19 protein-coding genes and 1 pseudogene are annotated in these 21,605 nt (G+C 59.6%); 15 read left to right on the top strand and 5 right to left on the bottom strand.

Translation table 11 applies throughout. The features are described 5' to 3' along the window. Positions 1–26 precede the first annotated feature (26 nt). Positions 27–1,355 (bottom strand): class I SAM-dependent methyltransferase, encoded by a 1,329-nt coding sequence (locus tag NW805_RS01365; protein ID WP_414421402.1) that lies wholly within the window; start codon positions 1,353–1,355, stop codon positions 27–29. A gap of 48 nt (positions 1,356–1,403) precedes the next feature. Next, positions 1,404–2,786, bottom strand: a complete 1,383-nt coding sequence (gene lpdA / locus NW805_RS01360; protein ID WP_414421487.1) for a dihydrolipoyl dehydrogenase — start codon at positions 2,784–2,786, stop codon at positions 1,404–1,406. 119 nt (positions 2,787–2,905) lie between these two features. On the opposite strand from lpdA, the gene NW805_RS01355 reads away from it, so the two are divergent. The 8 genes from NW805_RS01355 to NW805_RS01320 all read left to right on the top strand — a co-directional run bounded on the left by NW805_RS01355 (position 2,906) and on the right by NW805_RS01320 (position 9,761). Further along, entirely contained in the window at positions 2,906–3,685 is a 780-nt protein-coding gene (locus NW805_RS01355; RefSeq protein ID WP_414407863.1) for an HAD family hydrolase, read from the top strand. Continuing rightward, positions 3,685–4,539, top strand: a complete 855-nt coding sequence (locus tag NW805_RS01350) for a M28 family peptidase (RefSeq protein WP_414421401.1) — start codon at positions 3,685–3,687, stop codon at positions 4,537–4,539. The genes NW805_RS01355 and NW805_RS01350 overlap by 1 nt, the downstream gene beginning before the upstream one ends. 428 nt (positions 4,540–4,967) lie before the next feature. Further along, positions 4,968–5,903, top strand: a complete 936-nt coding sequence (locus tag NW805_RS01345; RefSeq protein ID WP_011432386.1) for a DnaJ C-terminal domain-containing protein — start codon at positions 4,968–4,970, stop codon at positions 5,901–5,903. A 172-nt stretch (positions 5,904–6,075) separates the two neighbouring features. Beyond that, positions 6,076–6,192: a chaperone modulator CbpM gene (locus NW805_RS01340; RefSeq protein WP_414421400.1), complete on the top strand. Its 117-nt coding sequence runs from the start codon at positions 6,076–6,078 to the stop codon at positions 6,190–6,192. A 36-nt stretch (positions 6,193–6,228) separates the two neighbouring features. Further along, on the top strand, positions 6,229–6,987 hold the full coding sequence (locus NW805_RS01335; RefSeq protein ID WP_414349974.1) for a photosystem reaction center subunit H: 759 nt from the start codon (positions 6,229–6,231) through the stop codon (positions 6,985–6,987). 285 nt (positions 6,988–7,272) lie between these two features. Then, entirely contained in the window at positions 7,273–7,698 is a 426-nt protein-coding gene (gene rplU, locus NW805_RS01330; RefSeq protein ID WP_011432383.1) for a 50S ribosomal protein L21, read from the top strand. A gap of 76 nt (positions 7,699–7,774) precedes the next feature. After that, positions 7,775–8,044 (top strand): 50S ribosomal protein L27, encoded by a 270-nt coding sequence (gene rpmA / locus NW805_RS01325; protein ID WP_011432382.1) that lies wholly within the window; start codon positions 7,775–7,777, stop codon positions 8,042–8,044. A gap of 244 nt (positions 8,045–8,288) precedes the next feature. Beyond that, positions 8,289–9,761, top strand: a complete 1,473-nt coding sequence (locus tag NW805_RS01320; RefSeq protein ID WP_414421399.1) for a cellulose synthase — start codon at positions 8,289–8,291, stop codon at positions 9,759–9,761. 262 nt (positions 9,762–10,023) lie between these two features. On the opposite strand, the gene NW805_RS01315 is transcribed toward NW805_RS01320, so the two are convergent. Next, positions 10,024–10,215 carry a hypothetical protein gene (locus NW805_RS01315; RefSeq protein WP_414421494.1) on the bottom strand — a complete coding sequence of 64 codons (192 nt, stop codon included), beginning with the start codon at positions 10,213–10,215 and terminating at the stop codon, positions 10,024–10,026. On the opposite strand from NW805_RS01315, the pseudogene NW805_RS01310 reads away from it, so the two are divergent. The 5 genes and pseudogenes from NW805_RS01310 to NW805_RS01290 all read left to right on the top strand — a co-directional run. Further along, positions 10,132–10,503, top strand: a pseudogene (locus NW805_RS01310) (MBL fold metallo-hydrolase); the annotation flags it as partial. The gene NW805_RS01315 and the pseudogene NW805_RS01310 sit on opposite strands and share 84 nt — an antisense overlap. 16 nt (positions 10,504–10,519) lie before the next feature. Next, positions 10,520–11,806: an MBL fold metallo-hydrolase RNA specificity domain-containing protein gene (locus tag NW805_RS01305; RefSeq protein ID WP_414421398.1), complete on the top strand. Its 1,287-nt coding sequence runs from the start codon at positions 10,520–10,522 to the stop codon at positions 11,804–11,806. A 54-nt stretch (positions 11,807–11,860) separates the two neighbouring features. Then, on the top strand, positions 11,861–12,616 hold the full coding sequence (locus NW805_RS01300; RefSeq protein WP_414421397.1) for an ABC transporter ATP-binding protein: 756 nt from the start codon (positions 11,861–11,863) through the stop codon (positions 12,614–12,616). Positions 12,617–12,818: 202 nt separating this feature from the next. Further along, entirely contained in the window at positions 12,819–13,394 is a 576-nt protein-coding gene (locus NW805_RS01295) for a TIGR04376 family protein (RefSeq protein WP_414421396.1), read from the top strand. A 191-nt stretch (positions 13,395–13,585) separates the two neighbouring features. Further along, positions 13,586–13,882: a PipX family protein gene (locus tag NW805_RS01290; RefSeq protein ID WP_414407870.1), complete on the top strand. Its 297-nt coding sequence runs from the start codon at positions 13,586–13,588 to the stop codon at positions 13,880–13,882. A gap of 61 nt (positions 13,883–13,943) precedes the next feature. Here NW805_RS01290 and pheS read toward each other — a convergent pair whose 3' ends face one another. Together pheS and nrdJ are read right to left on the bottom strand one after the other, a co-directional pair. Then, positions 13,944–14,945, bottom strand: coding sequence for a phenylalanine--tRNA ligase subunit alpha (pheS, locus tag NW805_RS01285; RefSeq protein ID WP_414421395.1), 1,002 nt, complete (start codon positions 14,943–14,945; stop codon positions 13,944–13,946). 133 nt (positions 14,946–15,078) lie between these two features. Then, complete coding sequence (nrdJ, locus tag NW805_RS01280) at positions 15,079–18,465, bottom strand: ribonucleoside-triphosphate reductase, adenosylcobalamin-dependent (RefSeq protein ID WP_414421486.1); 3,387 nt, start codon at positions 18,463–18,465, stop codon at positions 15,079–15,081. 391 nt (positions 18,466–18,856) lie between these two features. Between nrdJ and NW805_RS01275 the strand changes: the two genes are divergently transcribed. Beyond that, positions 18,857–20,071: a site-2 protease family protein gene (locus tag NW805_RS01275; protein WP_414418684.1), complete on the top strand. Its 1,215-nt coding sequence runs from the start codon at positions 18,857–18,859 to the stop codon at positions 20,069–20,071. Positions 20,072–20,265: 194 nt separating this feature from the next. Then, positions 20,266–21,570, top strand: coding sequence for a M16 family metallopeptidase (locus NW805_RS01270; protein WP_414421394.1), 1,305 nt, complete (start codon positions 20,266–20,268; stop codon positions 21,568–21,570). Positions 21,571–21,605 lie beyond the last annotated feature (35 nt).

The raw sequence follows: 21,605 nt of genomic DNA, 5'->3' as shown, positions 1-21,605 counted from the left end.
CTAGGGTATTTCGGAATAACCAAAAGCTAGACAACCCGCAGAACTAACCGGTCTGCTTCCCACTGTCTGAAGAGGTTGAGAAGGTGGTCGGCTCTCTCTTCATGGGCAGCCAGGATCTCAGCGCCAGAACGGGCTTGATTGGCCAAGGGCAGCAGCAGCTCCACCACTTGGTAGCGGGTAGAGGCCATCATCTTGCCCGGGATCCGGGCGATAGGCCAGAAAATATCCATCTTCTGGGTCAGGATCTGGGCCGGATCCAGCTTGCCCAACAGATCTGAAAAGGGGATTTTTTGATCCCAGTAGCGCACGCTGCCATAGCGGACGAACAAGGGGTTGAGTTGCCAGCGGGAGCTCTTAAAAAATTCGACTGTAAAGGGATCCCAAGTTGTTATCTTTTGACCTTGATGGCAGCACCAAAAGAGATTTTGCGTGTGATACAGAGGCTCCAGATACTCCATGACCCGCAGTTGGTCGATGCGAGCGAGGGCCTCGTAGCGGCGGTGGAACTCCAGGTGGGTGGCGGCAATCAACGGCCTGGCATTCCAATAGTCCAAGTAGGGGGCTACATCGATAAACTCCAGCCCGGCTTGGGCAAGCAAGTCGGGAATCTCGCCGATGTCGAAAGGAATATCATTGGCATGGAAGAAATTATCGACAATGTTTTCATCTTGTCCATAGTATTCTTGGTGAGCCTTGGCGTGCTTGGCCAAAAGGGAATTGGGGCTGGCTCCCTTCAGCAGTTGCCGCACAAATTCGATCTTTTCTGGGGTTGCAGGTGGGGTGATGCCCAACAACTCCAAGGCTCGCCGAATGCGGTACAGATGCCAACGGCCGGAACGGTTGTAGAGCATCAGCGCCATCACCCCATCGGGAGCCAACCGCGATGCCAGATTGCTCAAAGCCTTCACCGGATCTGCAGTGTGGTGAATCACGCCGTAGGAGCTGATCATGTCGAAGCTGCCTTCGGGCCAAGTAGAGGGATCCAGCAGATCCCCGTACTGCACAGAGCAGTTGCGTAGGCCGTGGTGCTTAATTCGCTTTTGGGCAATCTCTAGGGCCGGGCGGCTGATGTCGATCCCGACCACCGACCCATAGCCGGGGTTGCTGGCGGCAATGCCATGCACTTCCCAGCCGGTGCCACACCCGGCCACCAAAAACCTGGATCCTGTGGGCTCTTGCAAGGTGCGGGTGCGGGCGTACTGCGCCAAGGTATAGCTGCCCAGACTGGAGAAGCCCTCAAAGGGCCGGTCGTAAGGAATAGGAGGATAGGGGAAAGTCTCGTACTGGGCCTGCACTGCCTGGGTAATCTCGGCTTCGCTCACCAAAAGCACTTCCTCCCACGTATTCCCCCCCATCCTACGGTTTTCTTGAGGTTTTGAGCGGGGAGATCTTCCCAACCGTTGCTAAGCCCCTGCCAGAGCGTGAGTTGCCCGCTTGTAGGCTTCCTCCAGAGAATCTGACAAGGTGGGGTGAAAGTGCACCAAGCCGGCCAGATCTCGCACCGTGGCCCGGCGAGCAATGGCCTGAGCTGCCTCGTGAATCAAATCCGCCGCATGGGGCCCGAAGATATGGGATCCCAGCAGTAGGCCGGTGCTCTTGTCAAAGACCAGCTTGACCATGCCCTCTGTCTCTCCCGAAGCAATGGCCTTGGAGTTGCCGCCAAAGTAGGTGCGCACCGTGCCCACGCTGTAGCCTTCCTCCTTGGCCTGAGGTTCGGTCAGCCCCACAAAACCCATTTCCGGGTGGGTGAACACCGCGGCCGGGATGCTGAGGTAGTCCATGTAGGCAGTACGGCCACAGATGTTTTCCACGGCCACTCTCCCCTGAGCTGCCGCCGCGTGAGCCAACATCATTTTGCCTGTCACATCCCCAATGGCCCAGAGGTGAGGCAAATCGGTGGCCATGCGGCTATCGACGGGGATGAACCCCCGTTTGCCGGTGTCGATGCCCAGCTCGGCCAAGCCCAGCCCCTCTGAGACCGGGATCCGACCGGCAGCCACCAAGCAGCCATCCACCTGCAGCGTCTCGCCGTTGGAGAGGTGAATCGTTACTGGCTGGCCAGGGATCACCTGCTTGGCCGTGATCCCCACGTAGGTCTGGATTTGCCTGGGCTTAATCAGCACCCGCTGGGCCAGGCGGGCAATATCGGGGTCAAAGGCCGGCATCAGGGTCTCCAGGGCTTCGATGAGGATGACCTGGGATCCCAAGGCAGTGTAGATGTCGGCAAACTCCTGGCCAATGTAGCCACTGCCGATAATCGCTAGGCGCTCCGGGATCCACTCCAGCCGCACCGCCTCGTCGCTGGTGAACACCGTCCGGCCATCCACCTCGATGCCAGGGGGCACAAAGGGGCGGGAGCCCGTAGCAAGAATAACATCCTGCGCCGTGTAGGTATAGGATCCCTTCTCTTCCTGGACTTCCACCTGCTGGGGTGCCACCAACTTGCCCCGCCCTCTCAGGATTGTTACCCCCAGCCTCTCCAGGGAGCAGGTCATGTCGGCGCGGATTTTCTCCACCACCTGGGCGGCATGGGCGGCAATCGCTCCCCGGTCAGCCTGGACGGATCCCACTTGGATGCCCAGCCCAGAGCTATGTTGCAGTTCCCGCAGGCGTCCTGAGGCGGCCAGCAGAGCCTTGGAGGGGATGCAGCCGCGGTTGATGCAGGTGCCGCCCATTTCTGCACCTTCAACGATGGCGGTCTTCAGGCCAGATTCGACCGCATGTAAAGCAGCGCCGTGGCCGCCGACGCCGGCACCGATGATGATTACGTCAAAATCGAAGCTCATGGCGAGATTGGATAACCAGTGCCTCATTTTCTCACCTTGTTGGCCTTCCCAGAAACCTGGCTAGGGGCACCCAAGCCATGCAGTAGCATAGAGTCGCTTGTAGGCGGGTGGGGGTACACATGACACTCCAAGCTTTGATCTTCGATGTGGACGGCACGCTGGCGGACACGGAGCGGGATGGTCATCGCGTGGCCTTTAACGCTGCCTTTGCCGAGGCAGGGCTGGACTGGCACTGGTCGGTGGAGCTCTACGGCCAACTCCTGGCCATTACGGGGGGCAAAGAGCGCATTCGCCATTTCGTTGCAACCTGCCAGCCGCCGCTACCCCCTGGTGAAGATTTAAATGCCCTCATTGCCCGGCTGCACCAGGCCAAAACCCGCCACTACACTGCCCTATTGGCCCAAGGCGGGATCCCTTTGCGCCCCGGTGTCAAGCGGCTACTGCAGGAGGCCAGAGCTGCTGGGATCCGCTTGGCCATTGCCACCACCACCACGCCGGAAAATGTAACAGCCCTTTTGGAGCACACACTGCCGGAGAGCCTAAGCTGGTTTGAAGTGATCGCTGCCGGCGATATTGTCCCCGCCAAAAAGCCCGCCCCCGACATCTACTTCTACACCCTGGAACAGATGGGGCTGCCCCCCCAGGCCTGCCTGGCCTTTGAAGACTCGGAGAATGGGCTGCGCTCGGCCCAGCAGGCCGGTATTCCCACTGTGGTGACGGTAAACGACTATACCCGGGATCAGGATTTTTCCGGGGCGGCTCTGGTGCTGGATCACCTGGGGGAGCCTGAGGATCCGTTTCGGGTGTTGGCGGGAACGGTGGGATCCCACCGCTACTTCACCCTGGAGTTGGCCTGCCAAGTCCATGCCCAAGCCATTCCCTCTGAGGTGGGAAACTGATGTCAGCAGCAGAGCTCCCAGACCTGCAGCAGCGCCTAGAGGCTCATCTGCAGCAAGTGGCCCAGCCCCGGGATCCCGACTGGTCGCCCTTGGGCCATCAGCAGGTGGAGCGCTACATCCAAGAGCAGCTTTCTAAGTGGGGATCCCTGGAGTCCTTCCCCTTTGAGGCCGGTGGCCGCCTGCACCGCAACTGGATCTTGAAATTGCCGGGATCCCGTTCTGGTCGCCCGCCCATTCTCATTGGGGCCCACTTCGACGCCGCTCCGGCAACCCCTGGAGCAGACGACAACGCCAGCGGCATAGCGGTGTTGCTGGAATTGGCCCGCCATTTTGCCGCCAACCCTGCCCCTTCCCCCCTGTGGCTGGTGGCTTTTGACCTGGAGGAGCGGGGGATGGTGGGCAGTGGGGCTTACGCCCAGTTTCTTCAACGTCAGAGGCAATCCCTACGGCTGATGCTGTCTTTGGAAATGCTGGGCTACCGGGATCCCACCCCCGGATCCCAACGCTACCCCGCTGGCCTTGAGAAGCTCTACCCCAACCGGGGAGATTACATCGGTCTCATCGGCAACTGGCCCACCTGGGGGGATCTGCTCAAGCTGCAGCATGATTTTCAGAAAGCGGGGATCCCTTGTTGCTGGCTGCTGGCCGGGCAGCGGGGCCTAATCCTGCCTGCCACTCGCCTGAGCGATCACTCCCCCTTTTGGGATGCGGGTTACCCTGCCGTTATGGTTACCGACACCGCTTTCTTGCGCAACCCCCACTACCACAAGCTGAGCGATACCTTGGAAACCCTAGATCCAGATTTCCTGACGGGGGTCTGCCAGGGCTTGATGGCCGGGATCCGCTCGCTGTAGCTCTTCCAAACACTACAGTCGTTCAACAACAAGTAGCGTGCGTTAAGTCCTAACTCCCCTCTCTCTGGAAGGAGGCTGGGGGTAAGGGTAGAGTTGGCATCCTCAGTACGGAGATTTCTCCAGGGGGTTCGCGATTCTTCGACTGGATCCTTTGTTGATGAGGGGAGACAATGGATGAGAGTAGTAATGGGGAAAAGGTTAAAAAAACCTGCCTTGGCAGTGTGAAACTCAGCAGGAGCATTGTGTATGAGCACTTTTGCCCAAGCTCCCAAAAAGTGCGTTTCCAAAGTTTCCGAAGTAGTGAGAGCACAGTAAAGCGCCATCTCGCCCTTCTGCCTCTACCTCTTTTGGATCTGCTCTAATTCGCCAACTGCAACTTTGTATTCTGGAAATAGCTCGAAAAACCCTAACCTTGCAGGGGTGAGCCTATGGCTGCGAGTGACTTCAAGGATTACTACAAGATCCTGGGCGTCAGCAGAGATGCCTCTGCCGAGGAAATCAAGCGCGTCTATCGCAAGTTGGCCCGCCAGTATCACCCCGATGTCAACCCTGGGAATAAGGCGGCAGAGGAGCGCTTTAAGGAGATCAACGAAGCCTACGAGGTGCTCTCAGATCCGGAAAAGCGGCGGCGCTACGACCAGTTTGGGCAGTACTGGCAGCGGGTGGGTACTGGTTCTGCTGCTGGAATGCCGGGCATGGAGGGCTTCGCCCAATACGCCAGCTTCGAGGAGTTTATCAACGAGCTGCTGGGCCGTATGGGATCCCGCCGCAGCGGGTTCCAGGGCTTCGCCGGCGGCTTTGGGCCGTTTGTTTCGGTGGATTTGCCGGGGCAGGATGTGGAGGGCACCCTGGGTCTCAGTTGGGCAGAAGCTTTCCACGGCACCCAGAAACGGCTGAACCTGGATGGAGAAACGCTAACCATCCGCATTCCCCCCGGTGCCAAGCCGGGCAGTCGCATCCGCGTCAAGGGCAAAGGCCAGGTCAGCCCCTTTGGCGGGCCAAGAGGGGATCTCTACCTCACTTTGGAGCTGCCCCCCCATCCCTTCTTCCGCTTTGACGGAGACAACCTGCTCTGCGAGCTGCCTATTACTCCTGACGAGGCGGCTTTGGGAGGGACGGCGGAAGTTCCCACCCCTACGGGTCGCGTGCAACTGAGGATCCCTGCCGGGGTAGACAGCGGCCAAACCCTGCGGCTGCGGGGCCAAGGCTGGCGGGATCCCCAAGGCCAGCGGAGCGACCTGCTGGTGCGGCTGAAGGTGGTGGCACCCAAATCCCTTTCCCAGACCGAGCGGGATCTCTACGAAAAGCTGCGCCAAAGCCGTAGCTGGGATCCCCGCGCCCACTTGCAGGAGGTGAGTCTATGAGTTTGGCCATTGTGCGGGTAGAAGAACGGCTCTATACCGCTCTATACCTTCGAGCAGGCCACGGAACTGCTGGGGATCCCTCCCCACCTGCTGGAATGGCTGCTGGCCCAAGGCTTAGTGGAGGCCGAGAGCAGCTACCTGACCCCCCCAACAGCTCAGGCGGTTGTTGCAAATGAGCCGCCTACACCGAGACTTGGGGCTTAACTGGACGGGGGCAGCGATGGTCTTGGACATGGCTCAGGAAATTGCCCGGCTCAGGGGGCAACTGCGCCACTACCGCGGATTTTGAGGCTGCCCAGCTAACCCATCAAGGAGATAAACTTCGATGAACCCTATGGAACAGATCATCCGACGTAGCCAAGTGGTGGGCCTGCTGGCCCTCGATGGCAGCACTGCTACCGCATTGGGTACCGTAGAAGAAATCTGGGTTGACCCAACAGGGCGGGTATGCTACTTCACCAGCCAGCAGGGGTACACCCCCCTGGAGCAGATTTCTCTCATCGGGCCAGACGCGCTGCTGACCTACTCTACCGTTTTTGCTACCCCCCTAACCCCCATCAGCTCTCTTTACCGCCGCACAGTGCGCATTGGGAATCGAGAGGTCGGCTGGATTGAGGATTTTCTCTTTGACTGGGAGACTGGAGCGATTGCCGCTTATATTCTGGGTGGCAGCATTGCCGAGCCTTGGGGGGGGCGCGCCGTTCTCCTGCCTGAGGACGTGGAAGCCATTGATGTGGACGCGGTGGTGGTTAAGGAGGATGCTCCGCAACGGCTGAAATCGGAAGCGGAAGGCTTAAAGAACTTTTGGAGCGAAAAATCTCGGCAGGTGAAACAGCTTATCCAGCGCATGGGGGATCGCCTCAAGGCGTTGGTTGGCCCACAGGATCCGCCGGAGGTGGTGCGCGTTAAGGTGAAGCAGGTGCGGGACGAGCTGGCCAAAGGGGGCAAGTTCGATCTCTCCCTACTGGACGAGGCGGCAGAGTTTCTGCAACACAAGTGGGAAACCTGGCAACATCGCCTCAGCCGCGCCGCTCAGCGCATGCAGGCTGCCCTTCAGGCTGCTTGGGAGAAGCTGACCGAATAGCAAAGAATGACTCTGCAACCTCTGGCCTGCGGTCGCCTCAGATGCTGCACATTTGCTTCCCAACTGCTTCCCAACTCCCCTCTTCCTCTGGGAAAGGGGCTGGGGGGCAACAGCATGAGGTGCTTGGGGAGTCTGTCCCACTGCTCGACCGGAACTGTTGCAAGCCAGTCCTCGACCAAACCCAGCTGACGGACGGCGGCTTTTTCGGCTACGATCTAAAATCGCTGTCAATGCTCGGATCAGGTTTCAAGACCCCCGCAGGGCACCTGTACGGCAGGGAGAAAGATGACTTACGCAATTGTGGAAACCGGCGGTAAGCAGCTTTGGGTGGAGCCGGGGCGTTTTTACGAGGTCGATCGCCTGGCGGAAGTGGAGGAGAACAGCCCCTTCGATTTGTCTCGTGTGCTGTTGATCAACCACGAGGGACAAATCACGTTGGGGCATCCCTACGTTTCGGAGGCGGTCGTCAGGGCACGGGTTTTACAGCATCGGCGCGGCGATAAAATCATCGTCTACAAGATGAGGCCAAAGAAAAAGACCCGCAAAAAGAGGGGTCATCGGCAACCGCTGACCCGTCTGCTGATCGAGTCTATTGAACTCAATGGGGTGCCCCTAGCCACGGCACCATCCCGTACGGAAGCGGCTCCAGAGTCTAACCCAGAGGCAGCCCCTTCGGCAGCGGCGACAGGGATCCCTGCGGATGAGGAATAAACTCTGAACTCAGGTGTCCTGAATCCCGATTTTTTTATCTCGTTTCTGTTGATCACGCAGTTGCATAGGAGGCGTTATGGCTCATAAGAAGGGAACGGGCAGCACTCGCAACGGTCGAGATTCCAATGCCAAGCGGCTGGGGGTGAAGCGCTATGGGGGCGAGCTGGTGCATCCCGGCCACATTCTGGTCAGGCAGCGGGGCACCAAGTTTCACCCAGGGGTGAACGTGCGCATCGGCGGCGACGACACCTTGTATTCTGTGGTCACCGGCATTGTGACTTTTGAGCGCTATGGCAAGTGGCGGCAAAAGGTGAGTGTCTACCCAGCTGAGGTGGCTGCCCAGTAGGGAAAGGCCCAGCTTTGAAACTGCCTGGGAGAGTTTCTTCCGCAAGAGAAGATTCTCGCTTCTGTCGACCAAGCTGCTTGCCGGGCTGAAAACTGTCTGCTCCAGAGCAGACAGGGTTTTGCTGTTGCTGATTCCTGAACTTTTTTCGTTCTTGAGGATTGGGGCCAGCCGGAAGAGGAGAGGAGCTAGGGATCCCTGACCACTTAGGGGCAAAAATGGCAAAAGCACGGAAGGCAGGAAGTTGATGCGAGTGTATCTGTTTCGCTGGGCAGGGTTGCTTCACCTCATTGCCGGGGTGATGTACCTCTACTGGCGACTGACAGCCGGGTTGATGGATTTGGGATCCCTTTTGTTTTGGGGGGCAGAGCTGTATGTTTGGCTGGCGGCGGTGGGCTTTACCCTCAGCCGCTATCCTCAAGTGCCGAGAGAGACGCTCCCATCCCCAGAGGTCCTGCGGCGGTCGTTTTTCCAATTGCCGCGGGTGGATGTACTGGTGCTGCGCCAGTGGGATTCTCTGGAGGCAACCCGGCAAACAGTGCTTTCGGCTCTGCACCTCGACTACCCTTGGGAGCGGTTGTTTGTCCACATTGTGGATCGGGTAGAGGATGAGGAGATGGCCAAGGCGGCCCGGGCCATTCCCTGCGAATACTGGGCCTGCCCTAGCCCCACAGCCGACCCCCTGGCTTATGCAATGGGATCCCCTCATATCCAAGGGGAGTATCTCCTCCTAGTACAGCCGGGCCATTTTCTCGAGCGGGACTTCCTGTGGAAGACCTTGCCCCACTTTTACGACTCGCCGGAGCGGGCTCCAATTGTCAACCGAACTGGCTTTGTGCAGGCAATGCTGCGCACCCTAGGCCAGCCCAGAGCCGTTCACCCACTGCAGCAGCTCTTGGCGGTGGGATCCCAGGGCTACCAGGCGGCACCCCTGTTGGGTTCTGGCTGTCTCATCCGGCGCAAGGCTTTGGAAGGGATCCCGCAGATCGACATTTGCCGCCCTGTGCAGTTGGGGTGTCAGATGCACTGCCGCGGCTGGCAGTCTCAATTGGTTCGCCAAACCCAGGTTACGGGTGTTTTGTTGCCCTTGCGCAACCGCCGCGTTGCTTTGCTGGCTTTGTTTTCGGCCTTGAGGGAAAATCCCTTCTGGGGCAAGCCGACCACGCAGCAGCAGCGCTTTCAATACCTGTGGCTGGCCCTCTGGGCTGCCGGTGGGATGGCGGAGCTGGTCTACTTGGCGGTGCCGAAGGTCTTTCTGTGCACGGGGTGGAGGCCGGTTCCGGACTTTGACCGGGTCTTCTTCGCGTGGTTTTTGCCTTATGCTCTCCTGGGGCGCATCAGTTGGCTCTTGGCCTTTCCCCCGCATTTGTGGGGGGCAGCTTGGCAGTCGGAACGGCAGACGGGCAGCCAGTTTTTTCAGTCCATCCAGGCGCTGGTGCAAAGTCTGCAGGGAGTGCCCCCCTATCCCGAGCAGCCTTCCCAGCTCTCCTTAGGACCTCAGGCTCTGGCTATTGTGCTGACTTTTCTGGCTATGGGGGTGGGATCCCTGCGTTCTGCCGGCAGTTGGGATCCCTCTTGGCCTGAGCTGCTGTTTGGCTTGGTCTGGGCCTTCTACAACCTGATGATCCTGACGGTGCGCCCCGACGATCACGATTTTGCCGGCTTTGCTTTTCCCAGCAGCAGCGCCGCTGCGGCGACAGAAGAGAGCGCCGACCCATAGGCTGCCAAGCCAAGACAAGTTCATCGCAAAACCAAATCCCCACATCCATTCAGCTGCTGCATGGATGAAATGGCAGGCTGCCGCGGCAGATGGTGGGCAAACGCTATGCTGTGAGAAGTGTAGGATAAGTGGATCGGCACAGGTTGTCTCCAACTCTCCGGGGAGGTGTACCGGTGGAGAGGGGGGATCCCTGGCCAAGTCGCCCCTCCTGTTTGCAGGATTGAACGCGGTCTTCTAGGTTCAGAACGACACACCTGTGGAGTCAGAGAGACCCCCCCTTCGACTGCTCCCCCTGGGTACGGATCCCTGGCAGCAGGGCTGTGCCTATTGGCTGGAGATGGGATCCCACCGTTTGCTTCTCGATTGCGGGTTGCCCGCTCCTGCCCTCTTTAAGGCTCTGCCAGGGATCCCGGATGCGGTAATCTGCAGCCATGCTCACTTTGACCATGTGCAAGGGCTACCTGCTTTTCATCGTCGTTACCCTCAGGTACCTCTCTACGCCACGCCGGTGACTGCTCATTTGGCCGCTGGTCTGTGGGAGTGTGGCGTTTGGCCAGGCTACGACCGGGACATTCGCTTTCCCCCCTTTCGGGCGCTGCCTTTGGGCCGGGCGCGAGAGATTTTGCCCCATCTGATGCTCACTTTCTTTGCGGCTGGGCATCTGCCGGGAGCGGCGGCAACCCTGCTGCAAAATACCCAAACCACTCCGGCCCAAGCCTGCGTGTACACGGGCGACTGTTCCCTGGCCTCAACTCGCTTTGCCCCCGGCTTGGACCTCAATTGCTTTGCGCCACTGGCAGCCGGACGTGTTGCTCATCGAGGCTTCGCTGGGATCCACCCGCCATCCACCCCGTCGTCACCTGGAAAATCGCCTGGTGGAGCGGTTGCTCAGCGCCTTGGAAGCGGGGCAAACGGTGCTGTTTCCCCTGCCAGTGTTGGGGTTGGGGCAGGAGCTGATCTTTCTCCTCAAAGCCCACCACCGCTTTACCCAAGCCCCCCAAGAGCTCAAGATATGGGTGGCGCCGGGGCTGGCGGCAGGCTGCAATCTCTACGAGCGCTTGCTCACCTACCTGCCGGAGCCGGTGCGCAATTTCGCCACCTACCAGCCCTTGTTCTGGGAAGACCGCCTGCAGCCGCGGGTTCAGCCCCTTACCGAAGCGGATCCTCTGCCCCAAGGCTTGCTGCTGTGCGACGCCGATGCCGGGCCTGAGGCTTGGGATCCAATTTGGTCGAGGTTGTTGGCCCAACCGCAGCGCTCCTGTCTGCTGGTGCGGCTGCCAGAGGTGGAACTGGCTACCCCGTTTGAGCGTTGGCCGGCGCCGCTGCGCTCCCGCATTGCCGTTGAATGGATAACCTGGCACAGCCACAACGATGTCGGGCATCTCACCCAGATCATCCACACCTTTCGCCCCCAGCATTTGGTCTTGGTTCACGCCGACCCCAAGCAGGCTCAGGATCTGGCGGATCTGCCGGAGCTGTGCAATCGCTACCATGTCCACTGCCCTCAGCCTGGGCATTGGCTGGAGTTGCCCGATGGGCACCTACAAACCCCAGTTAGGCTCGCGGAGCTGAAGGCCGGTTCCCCCGCCGAGATCAGGGATCCCCCTTTGCGCTATGAGGGGGAGGTGGAAGAAGTTTGGCAGGAGCAGGGGTCGCCGCGGACTTTGGCGGGGGTACAGGTGCGTCTGCCGCCCCAGATCACCCAGGATCCCCGTTGGCCGGCCTGGGCCGATACCGGCCTGGTGGAAGCCCGCTGGCAGGGATCCGAACTGGTGCTGCGCGGCCTTTCTCCACGGGAGCTGATCCGCCCGGCAGAGGCTGCCCCTTCTCCAGCAGGGATCGTGCCGCGTCCAAAACAGCCTTCTGTATCCAGTCATCACGGTGGCAAAAAGTGCCAAAATTGTCGCTTTGCCCGCCAGATCTTGACTTCCCAAGCCCAAGCCTTTCGCTGCGATCAGGAACGCTCTCCCCTCTACCGCCTCAGGGTGGATCCCCAGGGGAGCTGCCCCTACCATCAGCCGCAGGAGATCCGCTCTTCCGGTTAGCCGTCAAGCCAGGGAAGCCCAAAGGCTAGAATGGGGCAAGTCGCGGTGCCAACCATGCTTGAGCAAGACTTCTGGGCAAATCATCGCCGTGGGCCGGTCGGATCCCTGGAGCGCCCAGCCGAGGCCTTGGCTGCGGCCAGCCCGCCCGTAGTGCAGATGGTTGGGGTGAACAAAGTCTATCCACTGCCGGAGGGCAGTTTTCAGGCCCTCTACGATATCGACTTGGCGATCCAGCCGGGAGAGTATTGCGCCATTATGGGGCCCTCTGGATCCGGCAAATCCACCCTGATGAACCTCATCGGCTGCTTGGATCGGCCCAGCTCAGGGCGCTACTGGCTGGATGGGGTGGAAGTTTCCACGCTGACCGATCGCGATTTGGCCCACATTCGCAACCAGAAAATTGGCTTTGTCTTCCAACAGTTTCATCTGCTGCCCGTCTTGACGGCGCTGGAGAATGTGATGCTGCCCTTGGCCTATGCCGGGATCCCGGAGCCGGAGCAACGCCGGCGGGCCAAGCAAGCCCTAGAACAAGTGGGCTTGGGGAGCAAACTGCAGCAGCGTCCGGCCCAACTCTCCGGCGGCCAGCAGCAGCGGGTGGCGATTGCTCGTGCCATTGTCAACCGACCCCAACTGTTGCTGGCTGATGAGCCGACTGGGGCTCTGGATAGCCATACCGGCCAGGAAGTGCTGAACCTTTTTGCGGAGCTCCACCGGCAGGGCATCACCCTGGTCGTGGTCACCCATGACCTTGAAGTAGCCCAGGCCGCCCAGCGCATTATCCGGGTTGGGGATGGCCGTTTGCTGGATTGAGGAAGACAGGGATCCGCCTGGGGGCAGTTGGGTTCAGGAGAGTTCCCAGTTGCGGTGAACTGGCGTGCCGGATGGATCCCTGGCCTCACTTTGGGTGAAGGTCGAAGGGAATGTCTTAAACGGGCATGGGATAACCCTATCTAGGATGGCCCAGCTTGGGCTACTCTAAACGCAACTGAGGGCTTGGGAAGAGGATCCATCGATGAAACTGATCGAAGATATCATCCGATTTTTGGAAACCCGCCTGGAGGAATTTCTCAGGGCCCACCCTGAGATCGAGCTGCAAGCCCTCGATGAGCAGTTGCGCCAGCAGGAATCGGATACCCTGCAGCTGTTGCAGGAAAGCCGCGTCCAAGAGGAGGCTCTCCAAAAAAGCATTCTCAACTTAGCCGAGGAGATTAAAACCTGGCACTTTCGCATTGAGAAGGCGCAGCGGGCCAATCGTCCCGATCTGGCCGAAGGAGCGCGACGCCGGGAGGCTGAGCTGTTGGAGAGGGGCAGCCAGCTATGGGGTCAAATGAAAGCCCAAAAGGAGAAAATCCAACAAATGGAAGCTCTGCTGCCGCAGATTCGCCAGCGCCGCCAAGAAGTGAAGGCTAAGCTGCAGGAGGTAAGAGCCGCGCAAGCCAAAGGCATCGACAACCCGGACCGGAATTTCAGCCCTTGGGGAAAACCTTTCGAGGCTTGGGATGAATTGGAAGAGCAATTTCGTCAGCTAGAGGTGGAAAACGAATTGAATGACACGAAGAGGAAGGTGCAGGAACAGCAGCGGCGGTAACAGCCTGACCCAAAATCTTGTTAGTTTGCTAATGTTGAATCCAGTTGCAACAGCCAAAATCGAGCCGGGCGGAACTTGTGATTCAAACCCTCGGTCTCAAGAGCCGTAGCCCCATCATTTCCGGAACTTTCTCTGGCACCGACCGGGAAGAAAAGTCTCTTCTCTCTCCCAAGAGTGATACGCTATTGGGCATGAATGAGTTGTATCTGAATCACCCCACATTTGGTCTGCTCTACAGCCTGTGTCAGGTCGGCGAAAATCAGGCTCTCTTCACGACCCTTTACGCCCAAAGGCTCTTTTTTCGGGTTTACTTCAGGCCGCCGGATAACAGCGGGGATCCTGCTGCCATGGAGGAGTTGGTCTTCGATCCGATTAGCCGTAATGAGGCTCGCCAGCTCATCGAAGAGCAAATGCGCCTGCTGCGCCGTGCTGCCCGCCAAGATGAGCTAGAACAATTGCAGTTGATCTACAAGCAAACCTTTTCCTGACAGAGGTTTTTTCGAAGGTCTGGCACGGCTGAGGGTGAGGGTTTCGTCCCCCAATAGCCACCTAAAACTGAGACAGAAAGCGCAGGTCGCTGGTATAAAACAGGCGGATATCCTGAATGCCGTGGAGGAGCATGGCCATCCGCTCAATGCCGATCCCTGCCGCAAATCCGGTGTAGCGCTCCGGGTCGTAGCCCACCGCTTGAAATACATTGGGATCCACCATGCCGCAGCCGAAGATTTCCAGCCATTTCGAGCCAAAGCGCACGTCCATCTCAGCAGAAGGCTCGGTAAAGGGAAAATAGCTGGGCCGAAAGCGGGTTTCTCGCTTGCCCAATAGGCGGGTGATGAAAGTGTTGAGGGTGCCCTTCAGGTCGGAAAAGGTGAGGTTCTCGCCCACCGCCAAAATTTCCATCTGGTGAAACACAGCGGAGTGGGTGGCATCCACGGTATCGCGGCGCATCACCCGACCGGCATGCACAATGCGCAGCGGCGGCTGGTGTTGCTCCATGTAGCGCACCTGCACCGAGGAGGTTTGGGTACGCATCAGATAGCCATTGGCCAGGTAGAGGGTATCCTGCATATCCCGCGCCGGATGGTCGGCAGGGGTGTTGAGGGCCTCGAAGTTGTAGTACTCCGTCTCGATCTCCGGCCCATGCACCACGGTGTAGCCCATTCCCACAAAGATATCGAGCATGCGGTCGATGGTGGCCTGCAGCGGATGGATCCGCCCCAGAGGCCGACGGGGCCCGGGCATAGTGACATCCAGGCGCTCTGCTTCTAGGCGGGCCAGCAGTTGAGCTTCACCAAGGGCCTGTTTGCGCTGCTCCAGACTGGATTGGAGGGCCTCTTTAAAGGTGTTGGCCAAAGCGCCAATGACAGGCCGTTCTTCTGGGGGCAGCTTCCCCATTCCCCCCAAGATTTTGGAGAGCTTACCTTTCTTGCCCAGGTAGTCGATGCGGATCTGTTCCAGAGCCTCCAGACCGTCAGCTTGTTCCACTTGGGCGAGGGCCTCGCTTTGCAGGGTGAGAAGCTGTTGGCGAAGCGTGTCTTTTTCGTCTTGCATGGGGCCGATTCCAAGGGCAGAAGGGATCCCTGGGGTTGTGAGGAGTCCCTACAAAGGTATCACAGGAGGGAGCTCGGTCGCGCCTTTGCATCCGATGGGGTTGGTCGGCAGCAGGGGGAACCCTTTTGGGGAACTAGCTCTGAGGCGCCGAATCTGGCAACAGACACCCCAGAGCGTCACACCCTGCCGGTCCCTCTGCTGCCAAGGTAAAGTTGCGGTCGTAGCGGGCCAGGGCCGCGAAGAAGTTATCTGTCCGCCGTCTCTTTTTGACCTCGGCCACCAGTCGTTCGTAGGTGGGCTTGTCGATTTTCTCAAAAGGCAGGCGGGGGAAGGGGGCATCGAAGCGGGCCAGCAGCGCTGCGCTGATGTAGCCCTCGTCGTCGCGGATGGCTTCGTAGATACGGGATCCCAGAGCTTCCACCTCGTCCTCCCGCAGCTCGATGGTGGCGGAGGTGTTGTGGGTGGTGTAGTACTTCTGAACCTGCATATAGAAGTCAAACTGGGCCAGGGCCGAGAATTGCTCGATCTCGATCTGGCCAGCACCGGGCAGGTTGGCCCATTCTACTTCCACAGGCAGTTCCACCAGCCATTCGGTACAGCGGGGATCAAAGGGGTCGTTGAGCAAGTTCCCGTTTTCATCTTTGTCCGCCTGAGCAGGTACCACCGAGTAGCCATAGTCCAGACAGGCCAGCGCCACCGGGTCATTTTTGGCAAAGGTGATGCGGCGGATGTAGCGTTGGGCTTTGGGCGGGTGCCAGCCGGGAGAGGCGTTGGTGAGCAGCGACTTGGTGCCGGCGGGCTGAACCGTGGTGCAGCGGTTGGGGCGGCGCAGGCTGTGGCGGTCGCAGTAGTCCCAGACCACGCGGTGGACGATCTCCTTCCAGCGGCTGAGGTATTCCCGCTCCTGCTGCTTGAATTCCTTCCCGATGGGGGTATCGGGTCTCCCTTCCTGCCACCAGCGCAGCCATTCAACCCCAAAGGCTTTGACGCAAAAGTCGAACAGGCCTGTGAACGAGACGCCGACGATGGGATCCCATTCCCGCGAGCGCTGGAAGCGAGGTTCCACAAAGTGGTGGTGGAGTAGGGCTGCCACCGTGAGAGCTCCCGCTGTAAAGGCGTCTTCCTGCTCCTGCCGGTTGTGGGGATCCAAACGGTTGAGGTGGATCTCGGCCAAGTTGCAATGGAATGTGTGGCCAATAATCTCGCCACAGTTGTGGACAACAAACCCATTGGCATCAAAGCACGCTGGGCCGGGGACAGTACAGTCATACACCGGCTCTACCCCGTCTGCCTCAAGGGCAGCAACCGTCACAGCAAACCGCTCTCGGTTGAGCTGGCGCTTGTAGCCATTCAGCAGTGCCTCTAGCTTTTGGGCTTTGTGCGGTTCCCGAAAGCCGACCCATTCCTGGAACAGATGCAAGTTGTCGTTGGCAATAACCAATTCGTGCTGGGCTTTGCAAGCGTATGGTGCAGGTTGGCGAGCACTGTTCGGCAGCAGGCGATATCCAGCAGGACGGCGATTCTCATACAAAACTGCAATGATGCCCAGCCGCGCCAGCATGCGCTGAACCGCTTTGAGGGTACCCAGATGGCTTTGAGAGAGCCGCACGCTAACCCCTTTCTCCTGATTACCTTGCACGCTGCCATCCGCATCAAAGAGCCCGCACAAGAAGCCTCGATGAAACTGGAAGCTGGTGGCTTCGAGCGCCTCTGTCATCTGCTTTTGTCCGGGCCTCATGCCGAACTGGGCCGCCAGTTTTGCCAACCCCCTGGAGCCGATAACCCGCAACCCAAGCTGCGCATAGTGATATGCCTCTGGCTGGCGGGGCTCGTAACCCACTGCCGTTTGCAAAAGCTGAATCGCATACTGGCTCATTTCGGCTTGGGTATCTTGCCAATAGCGTAATAAAGCCGTGTCGTTCCACGGGGTTGCCGTAAGGCTACCGTCACCCAGCAAATTCCCCAAAAGCCAGCCTTCTTCCCAGGTACCCGCCCCATCCCACGGGGTGAGATCGCGATGGTTGTGCAGCAGGATGCGGTCGCCCGGTTGTAGGCTTTCTGCCGGTACCCACTCGGTGTATTGTGCCTTTTGGGTTTGAGCGGTGACTTTGAGAACCCGATGGTTGCCTGTCAGCCGCAGAGAGAACCCTTCCTTGGTCAAAAGCTTCAGCACAGGCTTGGTACCGGAGTAGAAGAACCCCTCCGGTGTGGTACTGAATAGTTCTCCATTGACATAGGTGCTGTGCTGCTTCCCAATCAGGTCTCTCACCTGGCGCGGCCCATCGCCCGTGTGCACCCAGGTATCGGCTGTCACGCAGGGGTTCAGCCCATAGCGCCACAGGCGATCCTGAAGTTCCTCTTCCCCTAGGGAGGGATCCCGTCCCTTTAGCCATTCTCGGGCCGTTCCTGCCTCATAGGCTTTGAGAAAGTCGGGTTTTAGGTCGGGTGGGATAAGGTCGCAATTGGCCCGTGCTACGGCTTCCCCGGCCCACTGGATGGCCCCCTCGCCTGAGTAAAACTGCTTGCGCACGGCCTCAATACATTCTTCCCGCGTCGGCTTGCGGTGAAACACCCGCGTGTGGTTGGCCATGCGCAGGGCATCTCGCTCGGGATCAATTCTCCAGTTGCCGTTTTCGTCCTGCTGCCAGAGGTTGTCTTTGGCGGTGGCTCCCAACTGGTCGTCGGCAGCAAACTGACGAATGCCAGCGCTACGACGAATGTTTCCCGCCACCACCACCACCGCCGCCTCGTCAATGAGCAGGCAGCATTCCACGGAGTTCAACTGCCGCCCTACTGCCCTGTTGAGAATGGCGGCACAGCGCTCGTACAAGCCGGGCAGCTTAATGGGGTTGGCCACGCCCCCAAACCCTTTCAGCCGCTCCCCAGCCGGGCGGACATCGCTCAAGTCCACTGTCACTTCCACCTGGCCCCCAAAGCTGGGATCCGACGCCAGCTCCAGCAGCGCTTGGTAGGACTCCACCCAGCCGCGGCGACTGTCTCCCACCTGGATGTGCACCTGGGATCCCTGCCGTTGGATGCGGGTGCGCTCCTGCCGCTCTTCGGGAGGGGTGGTGCCGATGGATCCCTTCACGTGAACCCGCAGGCGGTTGACAATGGGGGGCAACTGGCGGATGAACTGGGGTTCCAGCATCGCTCCCGTGCCGCAGCCCATCATGGCCAGATCCATCATCAGGCCAAAGGCCCGCCAGTCCACCACCGCCAAACTGGTGCAGTTGTAGGCACCGGAGAAGTTTTCCGGCTTCTGGATCCAGTCGGTGCCCATCACCCACAAGGCTCGACCGGAGATCAACGCCTTCAACTGCTGCTGCATGCGCTCTACCAGCTCCCGCTCCTGAGGGGTGAAGCGCCCCAGCCGGGCGATGTCGGCCAAGGTGCGCTCGCAAACTTCGCCCCAAGTCTCGCGGTTGCCATCCGGGCGGCGACGGCTGTAGGTGCGGTAGAACACCGGGCTGGCCGCCGGGGCTGTGGCCGGAAACTCGCCTGGAGGCGCGGCTCCCATCGTCTGGGCGGGATCAAGTCCCTGCACTTCTTCGCTCTGTTCGCCTGAGTGGGACGAAGTCCACACCATAGCCACACCTCTTCTGCAAAGCTCGGTAGTTCCGACTCTTGAGCGCCGGTTGGCAACCCCGCCGACCCAATGCCCAACCACGTTATCACAATCTTCGGGGGTCTGGTGTTGTAGGTAGTGTTGTGCTCTGAGAAGATCTTTAAGAGCCTCTAGGGATAGGGCAGGCCCGCTGTCTGCCGGGGGAGCCGCAAGGGAACGGAAGGCCCGGCAGAAGGGCTACAGTGGAGGAGAGGGATCCCAAGTTAAGGGGCTGCTTGTCGTCTTCAACGGCACCTTCCTGGGCCTTCTCCCCAGTGAGAGCTGTGTAAGGAGTTGTATCGTCATGACCAGTCGCCTGCGCATCGGTAGCTTGTGGGGGATCCCCTTTTTCATCGACTACACCTGGTTCCCGGCGGCCCTCCTGCTGGTGCTCTCCTACGGGGTGTTGACGGCGATGGGGTTGTTTCTTTCTCTGCTGGCCCATGAGTTGGCCCACAGCTTGGTGGCCCGCGCCTATGGGGTACGGGTTAACTCGATAACCCTATTTATTTTTGGGGGTATGGCGGCGATTGAGCGGGAAGTTCCCCGCCCCCTTGGGGCTTTTTGCGTGGCGGTGGCAGGCCCTCTCCTCAGCTTGGGTCTGTTTGTTTTCTTCAGCGTGGCCCGGGCTTGGGCTGTGCCGGAGTCGATGCTGGCCTCAACCCTCACCAGCTTGGCTGCCATCAACCTGACGATTGCCCTGTTTAACCTGCTGCCGGGCCTGCCTCTGGATGGGGGGCAAATGCTCAAGGCGGCCATCTGGGGTTGGACAGGGGATCGGCAAAAGGGTATGCTGTGGGCGGCCCGAGCCGGCCAGGGGGTGGGCTGGGGTTTGGTGGGGCTAGGTCTGCTGGTGGTATTTTGGGGGAGCCTCAACGGCCTCTGGGTGGGGTTGATCGGCCTGTTTATTTTGAACACCGCCCGCCGCTACAGCCAGTACGCGCAACTGCAGCAGGTGCTGGCCCGCCTGAAAGCTGCAGATGTGATGACCCGCCAGTTTCGGGTTTTGGACGCGAACATGAGCCTGCGGGAGTTTGTGGATCGCTATCTGGTGCCTTCTTCTCTCAGGCCGGAAGCCCCAACTCAACCGGCGGACGTTTATTTTGCTGAGGAAGATGGCCGCTACCGTGGGCTGGTCAGGCCAGAATTGCTCAACGACATCGAGCGCAGCCAGTGGGATCGCCTCACCCTCAAGGCTATTCTCAAGCCGATGGAGCAACTGCAGGGGGTACGAGAAGAGACCCCCATTCCCCAGGTAATTCAGATGATGCGCCAGGCAGAACCCCGCCGCATTTTGGTTTTCACGCCCACCGGCGCCATTGCTGGCTTGATCGACCGGGGGGATGTGGTGGCCATGGCTGCCCGGCAGTTGGGGGTCGTGCTGCCCCAAGAGGTGGTGCAGCGGGTGCGCGATAGCGAAGAATGGCCCCCTGGATTTCAGGTGGAGGACAATCTGGCCGGAGAGGGATCCCCCAGTCTGGCTTGGCAGGGATCCCCGGATTTCCATCAAGAGCCTTAGTTGGGGAGATGGGTGGACAGGGGGCGGCCCAAGGCGCCTAGGTTCTTCCTCTTCCACAAAAGGTTCCCCAAAAGGGGCGGAGCGTTTTGCCTCCGCAAGCCGGCGAGAGAAGACCAAGAAAAGTAGTCTCAGATACTATTTCCGGGAGACCCTCTCCATCTACAATTAAGACTGTTCTCCATCAATTAAGAATTTTGAACCGCTTTCCTCGTCTCTTGCCTGCCTACACCCACCGACTGAGCAGCGGGCTAGGCGTTATCGTTCATCCCATCCCCATTGCCGATTCTGTAACCGTTGATGTCTGGGTACGGACAGGCGGACGCCATGAGCCGCCGGAGTGGCTGGGCCTATCCCATTTTCTGGAACACATGGTGTTTAAGGGTAGCGAGCGGCTGGCTCCTGGTGAGCTGGATTGGGCCGTGGAAGGACGGGGAGGAGTTACCAATGCTGCCACCGGCCAAGACTACACCCATTACTACATTACGGTGGCTGCTGCCGACCTGGCGGATACCCTGCCCTACCTGGCAGAGGTGGTTTTGCGGGCCGGGATCCCAGATCTGGAGTTTGAGCGGGAGCGGCAGGTGGTTCTGGAGGAAATTCGCCGCGCCGCCGACAACCCTGATTACACGGCCTATCAGCTTTTGATGCAGACCGCCTATGGGGAGCATCCCTATGGACGACCGGTGTTGGGCACACCGGAAAGCTTGATGCAACTGACCCCTGAGGTGATGCGCGCTTACCACCGCGCTTGGTATCGGCCTGAATCCATGACGGTGGTGGTGACGGGTGGCATCGATCCCGAGCGGGCGTTGGCCTTGGTGGAGGAGCAGTTTGGCAGCTCTGCTGCTGGGCCAGCACCGGCCAGCCCCCCCATCCCGCCCCAGCCTCGTCCCCAAGGGATCCTGCGCCGGGAGAGCGACCATGCCCGCTTGGAGCAAGCCCGTCTGAAATTGGCCTGGCCTACCGTTGGCATTGACGATTGGCAACAAGCCTGTGGCCTGGAGATGTTGGCTTCTCTGCTGGGAGATGGCCGTACTTCGCGGCTGGTGCATCTGCTGCGGGAACAGCGGGGCTGGGTGAGGGCCATTGGCTGTTCTTCGCTGGTGTTGAAGGAGGGGGGACTGTTTTGTATTGGGGCTCAACTGGAGCCGGAGGATGTGGCGCGGGTGGAGGCGACGATTCTGCACGAGATCGAAAAGCTGCAGCAGGATGGCATTGGCCAAGCAGAGTTGGATCGCACCCGGCGTATGCTCATCCATGAGTTTCTGTTCTCCGCCGAGTCCCCCAGCCAATTGGCGGGCATCTATGGCTACTACGAGACGTTGGGCGGGGTGCAACGCATTCAAGAGTACCTGGAGCTGGTGCAATCCTTTACTCCGGCTCAGATCCGGGAGTTGGCCCAGCAGTACTTGTCTCCGGAGGCTTATGTAGTCACCGTTCTCAAGCCGACTGCCCTCGATCCAGCAATGGCCTCGGAGCTGCAACTGGCTTGCCGTTAAGCGCCGCCTTGGCGCTCCGGACTCTTGACTTTCGG

The organism is Synechococcus sp. W60.1, assembly GCF_047461575.1.
Classification (GTDB): Bacteria; Cyanobacteriota; Cyanobacteriia; order Thermostichales; family Thermostichaceae; genus Thermostichus.
This window is presented reverse-complemented; position numbering and strand designations above follow the sequence as displayed.